The 12,488-nt window shown below is 60.5% G+C and carries 13 protein-coding genes; 8 read left to right on the top strand and 5 right to left on the bottom strand.

Going from position 1 to position 12,488, the window contains the following annotated elements:
- Nucleotides 1-8: 8 nt before the first annotated feature.
- The 3 genes from uppS to pyrH form a co-directional block, all read right to left on the bottom strand.
- Complete coding sequence (gene uppS / locus EKH79_RS07120; RefSeq protein ID WP_126673121.1) at nucleotides 9-746, bottom strand: polyprenyl diphosphate synthase; 738 nt, start codon at nucleotides 744-746, stop codon at nucleotides 9-11.
- Between the two features lie 296 nt (nucleotides 747-1,042).
- Nucleotides 1,043-1,600 (bottom strand): ribosome recycling factor, encoded by a 558-nt coding sequence (gene frr, locus EKH79_RS07115; RefSeq protein WP_126673120.1) that lies wholly within the window; start codon nucleotides 1,598-1,600, stop codon nucleotides 1,043-1,045.
- 123 nt (nucleotides 1,601-1,723) lie between these two features.
- Nucleotides 1,724-2,449 (bottom strand): UMP kinase, encoded by a 726-nt coding sequence (gene pyrH / locus EKH79_RS07110; protein WP_126673119.1) that lies wholly within the window; start codon nucleotides 2,447-2,449, stop codon nucleotides 1,724-1,726.
- A gap of 119 nt (nucleotides 2,450-2,568) precedes the next feature.
- Between pyrH and EKH79_RS07105 the strand changes: the two genes are divergently transcribed.
- On the top strand, nucleotides 2,569-2,994 hold the full coding sequence (locus EKH79_RS07105; protein WP_126673118.1) for a VOC family protein: 426 nt from the start codon (nucleotides 2,569-2,571) through the stop codon (nucleotides 2,992-2,994).
- Nucleotides 2,995-3,061: 67 nt separating this feature from the next.
- Here EKH79_RS07105 and tsf read toward each other — a convergent pair whose 3' ends face one another.
- Both tsf and rpsB read right to left on the bottom strand, forming a co-directional pair.
- The gene (gene tsf, locus EKH79_RS07100; RefSeq protein WP_126673117.1) at nucleotides 3,062-3,943 is read right to left on the bottom strand and encodes a translation elongation factor Ts; all 882 of its coding nucleotides are present in this window, start codon (nucleotides 3,941-3,943) and stop codon (nucleotides 3,062-3,064) included.
- Nucleotides 3,944-4,009: 66 nt separating this feature from the next.
- Nucleotides 4,010-4,903 carry a 30S ribosomal protein S2 gene (gene rpsB / locus EKH79_RS07095; protein ID WP_126673116.1) on the bottom strand — a complete coding sequence of 298 codons (894 nt, stop codon included), beginning with the start codon at nucleotides 4,901-4,903 and terminating at the stop codon, nucleotides 4,010-4,012.
- Between the two features lie 308 nt (nucleotides 4,904-5,211).
- On the opposite strand from rpsB, the gene map reads away from it, so the two are divergent.
- The 7 genes from map to dapE all read left to right on the top strand — a co-directional run bounded on the left by map (nucleotide 5,212) and on the right by dapE (nucleotide 12,488).
- Nucleotides 5,212-5,976 (top strand): type I methionyl aminopeptidase, encoded by a 765-nt coding sequence (map, locus tag EKH79_RS07090; RefSeq protein WP_126673115.1) that lies wholly within the window; start codon nucleotides 5,212-5,214, stop codon nucleotides 5,974-5,976.
- A 68-nt stretch (nucleotides 5,977-6,044) separates the two neighbouring features.
- Nucleotides 6,045-8,687 (top strand): [protein-PII] uridylyltransferase, encoded by a 2,643-nt coding sequence (gene glnD, locus EKH79_RS07085; protein ID WP_126673114.1) that lies wholly within the window; start codon nucleotides 6,045-6,047, stop codon nucleotides 8,685-8,687.
- A gap of 89 nt (nucleotides 8,688-8,776) precedes the next feature.
- A complete protein-coding gene (locus EKH79_RS07080) occupies nucleotides 8,777-9,280 on the top strand; it encodes a PepSY domain-containing protein (protein WP_126673113.1) in 504 nt (167 codons plus the stop codon).
- A gap of 84 nt (nucleotides 9,281-9,364) precedes the next feature.
- Complete coding sequence (gene dapD / locus EKH79_RS07075; RefSeq protein ID WP_126673112.1) at nucleotides 9,365-10,192, top strand: 2,3,4,5-tetrahydropyridine-2,6-dicarboxylate N-succinyltransferase; 828 nt, start codon at nucleotides 9,365-9,367, stop codon at nucleotides 10,190-10,192.
- Nucleotides 10,193-10,202: 10 nt separating this feature from the next.
- Nucleotides 10,203-10,967, top strand: a complete 765-nt coding sequence (locus EKH79_RS07070; RefSeq protein ID WP_126673111.1) for an alkaline phytoceramidase — start codon at nucleotides 10,203-10,205, stop codon at nucleotides 10,965-10,967.
- A 4-nt stretch (nucleotides 10,968-10,971) separates the two neighbouring features.
- Complete coding sequence (locus EKH79_RS07065; protein WP_126673110.1) at nucleotides 10,972-11,331, top strand: Spx/MgsR family RNA polymerase-binding regulatory protein; 360 nt, start codon at nucleotides 10,972-10,974, stop codon at nucleotides 11,329-11,331.
- 5 nt (nucleotides 11,332-11,336) lie between these two features.
- Complete coding sequence (dapE, locus tag EKH79_RS07060; RefSeq protein WP_126673109.1) at nucleotides 11,337-12,488, top strand: succinyl-diaminopimelate desuccinylase; 1,152 nt, start codon at nucleotides 11,337-11,339, stop codon at nucleotides 12,486-12,488.

Genomic DNA, 12,488 nt, shown 5'->3' with positions numbered 1-12,488 from the left:
CTTAGCGATCAGGCTTGGGCGATCTGATCGCCGGTGCGGCCAAAACGGCGTTCGCGGCGGGCAAAGTCATCAATGGCATGTTTCAGCGAGACCTGGTTGAAGTCCGGCCAAAGCGTATCGGTGAAATAGAGCTCCGCATAGGCCATCTGCCATAAAAGGAAGTTGCTGACGCGGCGATCGCCACCGGTGCGGATAAAAAGGTCAAGGGGTGGAAGCTCGCCAAGGCAGGTCCATTGGTCGAACATGGACTCGTCGATGGCTTCCACGGACAGCTCGCCACGCGCGACGGCGAGGGCGGCCTTTTGGGCTGCCTGCACGATGTCCCAGCGGCCGCCGTAATTGACGGCGACGTTCATCTGCAACTTGTCGTTGCGCTCGGTGCGCTTCATCGCGTCGAGCATGCCCTGGCGCAGTGACGTGTCAAAAGCGCCGAGCTCGCCGATGAAACGCAATCGCACGCCGTTGCTGTGCAGCTCATCGACTTCTTTATCAAGCGCGCGCACGAACAGATCCATCAACGCGCCGACTTCATCCTGCGGGCGTTGCCAGTTCTCGCTGGAGAAGGCAAATAACGTCAGTGCTTCGACGCCATGGCGCAAACAACCTTCCACCACTTCGCGTACCGCTTTGCGACCGGCGTTATGGCCGAAGCTGCGCGGACGATGACGCGCTTTCGCCCAGCGGCCATTCCCATCCATCACGATGCCGATATGACGAGGTACGTAGTTGGGGTGGTTCGTGGTCATGGACGGGAGAGTAGCGTTGGCGCCGCCGTTTGCCTCGCTGAAATCGTTGCTTTGGAGTGGTTGTCAGAGATTCGCCATCTGGGATCGTTCGGGAGCCTCATTTGCCGGGGCAAACGGGACCGAGCCTGGATGTCGCAACGCGTTTGCGTGGTGCTCGTTCGTTGACGGCGATGTTGCCCAATGCCCCTCACCGATGGCCCCTCCCTCCGAAGATGAGAGGGGTATATCCGTTGCGCGAGATTCGATGGAGTCGAGCGATAACTGTCCCGCTCCAACCGCGCGCAATCGATGGCCGATCACATGGCCATCAATTCTTCTTCTTTCGCCTTTGCCAGCGTATCCACTTCTTTCACAAAGCGGTCCGTCAGCTTCTGGATGTCGTCATCGGCACGACGCTCTTCGTCTTCCGTGATCTTCTTTTCTTTCAGAAGATCCTTGACGTGCTGAAGCGCATCGCGGCGCACATTGCGGATGGCAATCTTGGCGTTCTCGCCTTCGTGCGACACATGCTTGGCCAGCTCGCGGCGACGTTCTTCTGTGAGCGGCGGCATGTTCAGGCGGATAACCGTGCCGGCGGTGGTCGGCGTAACGCCGATATCCGATCCCAGGATCGCTTTTTCGATCGGGGCGACCATGTTCTTTTCGAACGGCGTAATGACGATCGAGCGGCCATCGGCCAGCGACACCGAAGCCACCTGGTTCAGCGGCATATCCGAGCCGTAATACGGCACTTTGATGTGGTCCACCAGCGTCGTGCTTGCGCGGCCTGTGCGCAGGCGGGACAAATCGTGCTTGAGAGCATCGATGCTCTTGCCCATGCGGGTCTGGGCATCGTTCTTGATGTCGTTGAGCATGAGGAAATCACCCGGTGGCGTGCAAGCCGTTAAGTATAGCAGGGGGTTATCGCTGGCGGATTAGCAGGCAGAATTCACGCGGCCGTTTTATCGCGGCCGCGGTCGCTACCTGGCAGGGGTGTTTCAGGCGGTAGGGCCGACCAGTGTGCCAACCGTTTCGCCGCGCATGATGCGCATCAGATTGCCCGGCACCGTCATGTCGTAAATGCGCAGTGGCATGCGGTGGTCGCGGCACAGCGCAATCGCCGCGGTATCCATGACGGCCAGCTTACGTTCGATGACCTCGTCGTAGCTCAGCTGTTCGAAGCGCTTGGCATCGTGGTGCTTGGCAGGGTCGGCGTTGTAGACGCCATCGACCTTGGTGGCTTTCAGTAGCAGGTCGACGTTCATTTCCACCGCACGCAGCGCAGCCGCGGAATCGGTGGTGAAGAAGGGGTTGCCAGTGCCTGCCGCGAACAGCGCGATGCGGCCTTTTTCGATGTGGCGGATGGCGCGGCGGCGGATGAAATCCTCGGCTACGTCGTGAATCTGGATGGCGCTCATCACGCGGGCGTAGCCGCCGCGTTTTTCGATGGCGTCCTGCATGGCCAGCGCGTTCATGACCGTGGCGAGCATGCCCATGTGATCGCCGGTGACGCGATCCATGCCAGCTGCGGCAAGGCCCGCGCCGCGGAAGATGTTGCCGCCGCCGATGACGACGCCAATCTGCACCCCAGCCTGCTGTACCTCGATGATCTCGTCAGCCAGTCGGCCGATGACCTTGGGGTCGATGCCGTAGTCGGCCTCCCCCATCAGTGCCTCGCCGGAGAGCTTGAGCAAAATGCGGCGGTACTTTAGCTGGTCGCTCATAGAGGCTCCGGATGACGAATTGTATGGTGCAAAACGCGTGCATTGTAGCGGACGCCGCTACGGACGTCAGCGCGGCACACGGTCTATGCTTCACCCAGGAGTCACTGCTGGGAGCCCTCATGGAACACGCCATCGCCGCCGTTGCACTACTTGTGCGCGATTACGATGAGGCGATTGCGTTTTATACGAATTGTCTGGATTTCGAACTTGTCGAAGACACCCCGCTAGGGAAGGGCAAGCGTTGGGTGCTGGTATCCCCGCCAGGCGCGAAGGAAACGCGCTTGCTGCTTGCCCTGGCGAGCAATAGCGAACAGGACATCTGCGTGGGCGAACAGGCAGGCGGCCGCGTCTTTCTGTTTTTGCGCGTCGACGATTTTTACGCCCGCTACAACATCATGCGTTCACGAGGCGTGCGTTTTTTGGAGCAGCCACGCGAAGAGTCCTACGGCACCGTCGCGGTGTTCGAAGATCTCTACGGCAATCGCTGGGATTTGCTGCAGCCTGCAAAAAAGCGCACCGCGGATGTGATTCCGATCGATCGATGATTTTGAATCGCGCAAACAAAAAGGCCACGGTTTCCCGTGGCCTTTTGCGCATTCAAGCGTTGGCGAATTACGCCAGGCCTGCCTGCTTCATCACTTCGGCAGCGAAGTCGTCCTGAACTTTCTCGATGCCTTCGCCGACGGCGAGACGAACGACAGAGATCACGTCTGCACCTTCCTTCTTCAGCACGTCAGCCACCGAGGTGTTGGTGTCCAACACGTAGGGCTGGCCGAGCAGGGTGACTTCGGAGACGATCTTGTTGACCTTGCCGCCGATGATCTTCTCAAGGATTTCGGCCGGCTTGGCCTTTTCCTTGTCGGACATCTGGCTCAGCGCGATTTCTTTTTCCTTCGCCAGGAAGTCGGCCGGTACGTCTTCAGCGCGCACGTAGGCGGGGTTCATCGCCGCAACGTGCATGGCGATACCCTTGGCGAGTTCTTCGTTGCCGCCCTTGAGCGCAACCAGCACGCCGATGCGGCCGCCGTGCACGTAGCTGCCGATCGTGCCGTTGTTCGACACGCGGGCCATGCGTCGGACCTGGATGTTTTCGCCGATGGTGGCGACCAGCGCCTTGGCGGCTTCTTCCACGGACGCAGCGTCCGGGTAGGCGGCGGCCTTCAGGGCGTCCACATCGTTGGCGCCGGACTTCAGCGCGACGTCGGCGACGGTGTCGCTGAACTTCACGAAGCTGGCGTCCTTGGCGACGAAGTCCGTTTCGCTGTTCACTTCGACCAGCACGGCGCTATCAGCGCCCTGGGCGGCCACGACACGGCCTTCGGCGGCCACGCGGCCGGCCTTCTTGTCGGCTTTGGCCAAGCCCGACTTGCGCAGCCATTCCATGGCGACTTCGATGTCGCCACTGTTTTCGACCAGCGCTTTCTTGCACTCCATCATGCCGGCACCGGAACGCTCACGCAGTTCCTTGACCAGTTGTGCGGAAATATTGCTCATGGCTTCCTCGGAAATTCTGGAGAGTGCCGGGGCGTCGATAAGAAGCCCCGGCAGCATGTTTACGACTTACTCGGCGTCGGTCGTTTCTTGCGCACGGCCGCCGCGGCCACCGCGGTTGCCACGACCACCGTCGCGGTCACCGCCACGCGGTGCACCCTTCTTGGCCGGCGCGTTGCGGCGCGGAGCCGCGGCGCGACGGTCTTCTTCCTTCGCGACCGGGTTGCCTTCGCCGTCGAGTTCGACGAACTCATTGGCGTCGCCCTGGGCAGCAGCCGGAGCGGCAGCCTTGCCTTCGAGGATCGAATCGGCAGCAGCGCGGGCGTACAGCTGGATGGCGCGGATGGCGTCGTCGTTGCCCGGGATGGCGTAATCGACCAGTTCCGGGTTGTAGTTGGTGTCGACCACGGCAATGACCGGGATGCCGAGCTTCTTGGCTTCCTGTACGGCGATGTTTTCATGGCCGATATCGACCACGAACAGCGCGTCGGGCAGGCGGTTCATGTTCTTGATGCCGCCCAGCGAGTTTTCCAGCTTCTCGCGTTCGCGGCGACGGGCCAGCACTTCGTGCTTGACCAGCTTTTCGAAGCTGCCGTCGGTTTCAGCGGCTTCCAGTTCCTTCAGGCGAGCGACCGACTGCTTCACCGTACGGAAGTTGGTGAGCATGCCGCCGAGCCAGCGAGCGGTAACGAAAGGCATGCCGGCGCGACCGGCTTCTTCAGCCAGCGCTTCGCGAGCGGAACGCTTGGTACCCACGAACAGCACGGTGCCGCGCTTCTGTGCGATCGCCGACAGGAAGTTCATCGCGTCGGTGAACAGCGGCAGCGTCTTTTCGAGGTTGATGATGTGAATCTTGCCGCGGGCGCCAAAGATGTACGGAGCCATCTTCGGGTTCCAGTAGCGGGTCTGGTGACCGAAATGCACGCCAGCTTCCAGCATCTGACGCATGGTGACTTGAGCCATGGTGTTACTCCTGCAATGGGCCTTTTTTTGTGGCCCGGGGGGTTGGTACCTCCACGTATCCCCAGCTTCGACCGCGATGTCCGTTGTTGGGAAGGACGACCGCAGCACCCCGAAGACGGTGCCGATACGTGTGTGGCGTTGGTTGGGCTTGTAGCGCTAGGCGGTTACAATCCCTCTTCAGTTTTGCGCCGCTCGAGCCCGCAAAGGCTTCGATGGGGTCTGCAAAACCCGGAAATTATAGCCGGGGTCGAGACTTCGCGGCAAGTCACTGGTTTTTGGGGACTTTGCCACCACATGACAGTGAAATCATGGCAATTACTCTTAAATCAGCCCAAGACCTCGAAGGCATGCGTGTCGCCGGCCAGCTGGCGGCCGAGGTGCTGGCCATGCTCAAGGACCACGTCAAGCCGGGTGTGACCACGGAAGACCTGGACCGCCTGGCCTACGAGCACATCGTGAACGTGCAGAAGGCCATCCCGGCGAACGTGGGTTACCACGGGTTCCCCAAGACCCTGTGCACCTCGGTCAACCATGTGATCTGCCATGGCATTCCGAGCCCCGGCAAGCTGCTCAAGGACGGCGACATCATCAATCTCGATGTCACCGTGATCAAAGACGGCTGGCACGGCGATACCAGCCGCATGTACTACGTCGGTGCACCCGGCGTGCTCGCCAAGCGTCTGGTGGAAACCACTCACGAAGCGATGATGCGTGGCATCGAGGCCGTGCGTCCCGGCGCGACGCTCGGCGACGTCGGTCATGCGATCCAGAAGCACGCCGAAGCGGCCGGTTTCTCGATCGTGCGCGAATATTGCGGTCATGGTATCGGCAAGGTTTATCACGACGAACCGCAAGTTCTGCACTACGGCAAGCCTGGTGCTGGCGTCGTGCTGCAAAAGGGCATGACCTTTACCGTCGAACCGATGGTCAATGCGGGCAAGCCGCAAACCAAGCAATTGCCCGACGGCTGGACGGTGGTGACCAAGGATCATTCCTTGTCCGCGCAGTGGGAACACACCATTGCGGTGACGGACGATGGCTTCGAGATCCTTACGCCATGGCCGGATGCCTGAGCGCACGCTGCAAGTCATCACATCGTCTGCGGTACGCTCATCGCTGAACTTCCAGCGATGTTTTCTAGATGACTGAGGCCGTCACCGCCGTCAGCTTGCCACCGATACCGCGATTGCCTGTCGCGGTGCCGCGTTCGGGCGTGTCGTCCGAAGCGCGTCGTGCGTTGCGTCAGTTGCTGGGCGATCTGGATCGCAGTATCGCCGTCGCCTTCCGCGACGGTGCCGACGCCGTGGCGCTCGCGCGCCGTCGCAGCGATTCGGTGACGCGCATCGTCGCGCATGTCTGGATGGCGTGTCTTGGTGAAGTGACTGGTGCCGCGCTGTTTGCGATCGGCGGTTTTGGCCGCGGGTTGCTGTTTCCGTATTCGGACATCGATTTGCTCGCGCTGATCGAGCGATCCGACACATCGCGTCTGCGCGCGCTCGAGCAGTGTTTCGCGACATTGTGGGATATCGGCCTGAAAGTAGGTCATGCCGTGCGCGAGCCCACCCAATGCAAAACGCTCGCTGCTGCTGACGCGAGCGTGTTTACGACCCTGCTCGATGCACGGCGCCTCGCAGGCGACGCCACGCTGGATGCAACGTTGCGCGCCATTGTCGATGCGCCGGACATGTGGCCACCGAAAGCGTACCTGCGTGCGCGTCTTGCGGATCGCGATGCGCGTCATGCGCGATTTGACGATACCGCTTACAACCTCGAGCCCAATCTCAAAGATGGTCCCGGCGGCCTACGCACCATCGACTCCTTGCGTTGGCTGGGACAACGCCTCGCGCATGCCAACGATTTTCCGCAGATGGTGACGGAAGGCCTGCTCGATCCCGCCGAGTGCGACACGCTGCTGCAAGCCGAAGCAACCTTACGGCGTTATCGCTTCGCCTTGCACTTGGAAGCACGTCGTCCGGAGGAACGCCTGCTTTTCGACTATCAGCGCGCACTCGCGACAAGCCTCGGTTTTGAAGACGAACATGAAAAAAACCTTGGCGTCGAGCAATTCATGCAGGGCTACTACCGCGCGGCCAGCCAGGTCGAACGTCTTGGTATCCAGATTGCCGATCGCTTTGAGGAAATGCTCGAGCCGCCGTGCGCAGCGCAGCCCGTTGGCGAAGACTTCATTCGCTACGGTTCGCGACTTGCGGTGCGCGATCCGGATCTTTTCATGCGCCGGCCCGCATCGATGGTCGAAATTTTTATCGCACGTCTCGATGAAAAAGGTTTGATCGGATTCACCGCCGACACAATGCGGCGCATCCATCAGGCGACGGCGATCGTAGGCACGAAACTCGCCGACGACCCGCAAGCGCTGTCGGCGTTTCTGCAATTGCTCAAACGTGGTGCGCCTGCTGTAGAAGCACTGTGGCGCATGAACCGCCACGGTTTGCTTGCGGCCATCCTGCCAGCATTCGGCAAAGTGTTTGGCCGCATGCAATACGATCTTTTCCACGTTTATACGGTGGATGAGCACACCGTTCGCGTGCTGCGCAACATGGCACGCTTTGCTGATAACGCGACGCACTCCGAATTTCCGCTGGCTTGCGAAATCTGGCCGACGTTGCCGAAGCCTGAAATCATGCTGTTGGCGGCGCTGTTTCATGACATCGCAAAAGGCCGCGGTGGCGACCACTCGGTGCTTGGCGAAGACGATGCGCGCGAATTCGGCAACAAGCTGGGTTTGCCCAGCGAAGATATCGAGCGCGTGGCGTGGCTGGTGCGCTGGCATCTGCTGATGAGCACGACGGCGCAACGGCAAGACATTACCGACCCGGATGTCGTGCATCGGTTTGCGGAAAAGGTAGGTGGCCGCGAACGCCTTGGTCAGCTTTACCTGCTGACTATTGCCGACATCATCGGCACCAGTCCGCGCTTGTGGAACGCGTGGAAAGACCGACTGCTGTCGGATTTGTACACGTCGACGCGCTACGCGTTGCGGCGTGAAGCCAAGCCATCGGCCGGGAGGTCGGCGCGTATTTCGGCATGCCGCGAAAAGGCGATGGAGCAATTGGTGGCTGAAGGGCGCGATCCGGCGGCGATCGAGAAAGTCTGGGCAGGATTCCCCGAATCGAGTTTTCTTCGCCACCATCCGCAACAAGTTGCGTGGCAGACGGCGGCCATTCTCGATGCGAACGGAAAATTGCCGCTGATCGCCGTGCATCCGATGTCGGTGCGCGGGAGCACCGAACTGTTCGTCTACGCACCCGATCGCGATGGTCTGTTCGCCAACGTGACGGCGATGCTCGACCGGCTGCACTTCTCGGTGATGGAGGCACGTGTACTCAGCTCCAACGATGGCAAGGCGCTGGACACGTTCCTGTTGCTCGAGGCGGAAAACCAGAAACCGGCGAGCCTTGAGCGCGCCGACGAACTCTATCAGCGGCTGCATCGCGCGCTGGCGCAGTCCGCCCCGATCATGCCGCCACGGCGCAGCATGTCGCGCCATCTGAAGCACTTTCAGATGGCACCGCGCATCGATTTCCAGCAGGCCGACGGCCGGACCCAGATGGCGCTGGTGTGCAGCGACCGCCCTGGGCTGCTCGCGGCCGTCACCCAGGTGATGATGACCTGCGAAGTACGCGTGCACGACGCGCGCATCGCCACCTTCGGCGAGCGGGTGGAGGACTTCTTCCAGCTCACGGACCGTCGTAATAACCCGCTGGGCGAGACACAGCAACAGCGTCTGTGGCACGCTTTAGTGGAGCGGATCGGACCTTCCTAGGAATGATTTCCCGCCGGGTTGCTATGCAACCTGTCATCGAAAATCCTCATTCTCAAGATTGGCCCGTTTGCCAAGAAGGCTGTGTATCCATGTCCGCGTCCCACCAATTCCTTAAGCTGGCTCGACAGATTCATCTTTACGTTGGCGTTTTTATCGCGCCAGCGCTGCTGTTTTTTGCGTTTACGGGCGGCCTGCAGGTTTTCAGCCTGCATGAGACGACCCGAGGCAGTGACTACAAGCCACCCGCATGGCTGGTAACGCTGGCGCAGGTCCACAAGAAGCAGACTGCGGTCGTTCCTTCGCATAAGCCGCATCCAGTGGACGCGGACAATCAGAAGCCCGCGGTGGCCAGTTCGGCATCGGGACCGGTCGCCAATGCCGTCGCGCCCGTGCAGGCCGCGCCGGAAGTGTCGCGCACGCCGCAGAAAAATCCGTTGCCGTTGAAAATTTTCTTCGCGTTCGTTTCGCTCGGGCTGTTCGTGTCGACCCTACTTGGCATCTACATGGCCTATCGTTATTCGCGCAAACCGGCGTTGCTCAGTGTTCTGCTGCTGGCTGGCGTTGTGCTCCCCATCGTGCTCGCGCTTATCTGACGAAAGCGGCAGCTTATTCATACACGTCAGGCGTGCGCGTGGCGATGTAATCTTGGCCTTTGAACCGACGACGAGTCTTGCCTCATGCAATCCATAGAAAGCCTGATTGACGATGCCTTCGAGCGCCGCAACGATCTCAGCCAAAGCGAAATCGAAACCCATCTGCGCCCGGCGCTCGGTCAGGTGCTCGATCTGCTCGAATCAGGCGAGCAGCGCGTGGCGCAACCGGATGGCAACGGCGGCTGGACCGTCAATCAGTGGCTCAAGAAAGCAGTGCTGCTTTATTTCCGCATCAACAGTAACCGCGTTGTCGATGGCGGCCCTGCGATGGCGTTCGACAAAGTGCCACTGCGTTTCGCGCACGGCCACGATAGTGAGTTGCAAGGTTTAGGTGCGCGCGTTGTGCCGGGTGCACTGGTGCGGCGCGGTGCGCATATCGCCAAAGATGCCGTGCTGATGCCGAGCTACGTAAACATTGGTGCTTACGTTGGCGCGGGAACGATGGTCGATACATGGGCTACGGTCGGTTCCTGCGCGCAGATCGGTGCGGGCGTGCATCTTTCCGGTGGCGTCGGCATTGGCGGCGTGCTGGAGCCGCTGCAGGCCAATCCCACCATCATCGAAGACAACTGCTTTATCGGTGCACGTTCCGAAGTGGTCGAAGGCGTGGTGGTGGAAAAGGGCAGCGTGATCGGCATGGGCGTTTTCCTCGGCCAATCCACGCGTATCTACAACCGCTCCACCGGTGAGACGACTTACGGGCGCATTCCTGCGGGCAGCGTCGTCGTTGCTGGTAATCTGCCTGCGAAAGATGGCAGCCACAGCCTCTATGCGGCCGTGATTGTCAAACAGGTGGACGAGAAGACGCGCAGCAAGACCGGTATCAACGAGCTGCTCCGCAGCGCCGATTAAGCGAGGACGTATGACAGCAGTCGTCACCCCTGTGCGAGGCCGGGCTTACGCACTGTTCGGGTTGGCCGCGGTGCTGTTGATCGTCGCGTGCGTATGCCCGCCGTTCGCGCAGCCGCAGGGTTATCACGACTTTGCGGACAAGCGCGGATGGCTCGGCATTCCCAACTACGGCGATGTTGCGTCGAACGTGATGTTTCTGGCGGCTGGGTTGGCTGGCCTGTTCGCCATGCGGAAACCTGCGATTCGTGCGATGGAATCGGGGCCGCGTCACGCTTATGCGCTGATGTTTGTTGGCTTGATCTTCACGGCGTTCGGCTCCGGTTACTACCACTGGGCGCCGTCCGATGAGCGACTGGTGTGGGATCGTTTGCCGATGACGGTGGTGTTCATGCCGCTGCTCGCTGCGACCTATGCAGAACGCTTGCGCTGGCGTTCGGATATGCCTTTGATCGTTCTTACGCTGCTGGGCATTGGCAGCGTGGTGTATTGGAAATTCAGCGGCAACCTTTTGCCGTATCTGATTGCGCAAGGCGGCGCCATCTTGCTCATCCTGCTTGCGCTGGCGATGCTGCCGACGCCGTGGACCGAGCGTCGCCTGTTGTTTCCCGCGTTGCTTTCCTACGCGGTCGCCTTTGTCTGCGAAAAGCTCGACTGGCAGATATTTCGCTGGACCGGCGGCATTATTAGCGGGCACACCATCAAGCATCTGGCTGCAGCGTTTGCGTTCTTCTTCATCCTGCGCATGCTGCAGCGGCAACAACTGAAAACGGAATAGATCGATGACAGTCGCTACGCTGTATGGCCTTCCCAATTGCGATACCTGCAAAAAAGCCCGCAACTGGCTCAAGCGTTTTGATGTGGCGCACGAGTTTGTCGATTACCGTGCGAATCCTGTGCCCGCCGCTACGCTCAAAAATTGGGCGGAACAATTGGGTGGCTGGGAAAAGCTGATCAACAAAGCGGGCACGACATGGCGCAACCTGCTGCCGCAGCGCAAGAGCCCGGGCAGCGATCCGGAATGGACGTTGCTGTTGAAGGAGTATCCTGCGCTGATCCGCCGGCCGGTTGTGGTGCAGGCGGACGGATCGGTGAGCGTGGGCTTTACCGACAATGGCTTCAAGAAACTGTTTGGACGTTGAACGCGATGTCTGACGTACTCGATCTCGCCACGGACCTCATTCGCCGTCGCTCGGTGACGCCACAGGATGCGGGCTGCCTGCCACTGATTGGCGAGCGTCTCACGCGAATGGGCTTTCGCGTGGAGCACTTGCTCTACGGCGAAGTGCTCAATCTTTGGGCGACGCACGGCGCGAACAATGCGCCGGGGCAGGGGCCGCTGCTTGCTTTCCTCGGTCATACGGATGTTGTGCCGAGCGGTCCGGAAGAATCGTGGAACAGTCCGCCATTCGAACCCACGATTCGCGATGGACATCTTTACGGTCGCGGTGCTGCCGATATGAAAGGCTCCGTCGCCGCGATGGTCGTGGCGCTCGAACGTTTCGTTACGGCGCATCCGGGCCACCCAGGTCGCGTTGGCTTGCTGTTGACGAGTGACGAAGAAGGACCCACCAATCTCGATGGCGTGCGTCGTGTCGTCGAGTATTTCCACCAGATTGGCGAGTGCATCAACTGGTGTGTCGTCGGCGAGCCGTCCGCCAAGGAAAGACTTGGCGATTTGATTCGCGTGGGTCGGCGCGGATCCTTATCAGGCACGCTGGCGGTGCATGGCGTGCAGGGACATGTGGCTTATCCCGAGAAAGCACTGAATCCGATCCACGCGTTTGCGCCCGCACTCACCGCGCTGACCACGGAAAAGTGGGATGCCGGCAACGCGGACTTCCCGCCGACGTCGTTCCAGGTTTCGAATATTCACTCGGGAACCGGCGCCAACAACGTCATTCCGGGATCGCTCAAGGCGCTGATCAATTTCCGCTACAGCACCGCAAGCACCGCCGACGCTCTGCGCAAGCGCACCGAAGCCATTCTTGCCGATAACGGTGTGGATTACTCGCTGGAATGGAATCTTTCCGGCGAAGCGTTTTTGACGCCGCCCGGCGGCCATCTGCGCGAAGTGGTGGTTTCCGTGTGCCGTGATTTGTGCGGTGTCGAACCAGAACAAAGCACGGGCGGCGGTACGTCGGACGGACGCTTCATTGCACCCATGGGCGCGGAAGTGATCGAGCTTGGCCCGGTCAACGCCACGATCCACAAGGTGGACGAATGCGTGGCAGTGAAAGATCTGGAGCGATTGCCCGATCTCTATCAGGCGATTTGCGAGTGCATGCTGCTGAAGTGA

It is taken from the genome of Dyella dinghuensis, from assembly GCF_003977615.1.
Taxonomy (GTDB): Bacteria; Pseudomonadota; Gammaproteobacteria; order Xanthomonadales; family Rhodanobacteraceae; genus Dyella_B; species Dyella_B dinghuensis.
Note: the sequence above shows the minus strand (reverse complement) of the source record. Positions and strands in the feature narration are given on the sequence as shown.

What these genes read in the sequence shown, in the direction of transcription:
- dapD (WP_126673112.1), top strand. Translation starts at nt 9,365, where the DNA reads ATGCAATCCATAGAAAGCCTGATTGACGATGCCTTCGAGCGCCGCAAC.
- pyrH (WP_126673119.1), bottom strand. Translation starts at nt 2,449, where the DNA reads ATGAGCGACCAGCTAAAGTACCGCCGCATTTTGCTCAAGCTCTCCGGC.
- rpsB (WP_126673116.1), bottom strand. Translation starts at nt 4,903, where the DNA reads ATGGCTCAAGTCACCATGCGTCAGATGCTGGAAGCTGGCGTGCATTTC.
- uppS (WP_126673121.1), bottom strand. Translation starts at nt 746, where the DNA reads ATGACCACGAACCACCCCAACTACGTACCTCGTCATATCGGCATCGTG.
- glnD (WP_126673114.1), top strand. Translation starts at nt 6,045, where the DNA reads ATGACTGAGGCCGTCACCGCCGTCAGCTTGCCACCGATACCGCGATTG.
- EKH79_RS07080 (WP_126673113.1), top strand. Translation starts at nt 8,777, where the DNA reads ATGTCCGCGTCCCACCAATTCCTTAAGCTGGCTCGACAGATTCATCTT.
- tsf (WP_126673117.1), bottom strand. Translation starts at nt 3,943, where the DNA reads ATGAGCAATATTTCCGCACAACTGGTCAAGGAACTGCGTGAGCGTTCC.
- frr (WP_126673120.1), bottom strand. Translation starts at nt 1,600, where the DNA reads ATGCTCAACGACATCAAGAACGATGCCCAGACCCGCATGGGCAAGAGC.
- EKH79_RS07065 (WP_126673110.1), top strand. Translation starts at nt 10,972, where the DNA reads ATGACAGTCGCTACGCTGTATGGCCTTCCCAATTGCGATACCTGCAAA.
- EKH79_RS07070 (WP_126673111.1), top strand. Translation starts at nt 10,203, where the DNA reads ATGACAGCAGTCGTCACCCCTGTGCGAGGCCGGGCTTACGCACTGTTC.
- dapE (WP_126673109.1), top strand. Translation starts at nt 11,337, where the DNA reads ATGTCTGACGTACTCGATCTCGCCACGGACCTCATTCGCCGTCGCTCG.
- map (WP_126673115.1), top strand. Translation starts at nt 5,212, where the DNA reads ATGGCAATTACTCTTAAATCAGCCCAAGACCTCGAAGGCATGCGTGTC.
- EKH79_RS07105 (WP_126673118.1), top strand. Translation starts at nt 2,569, where the DNA reads ATGGAACACGCCATCGCCGCCGTTGCACTACTTGTGCGCGATTACGAT.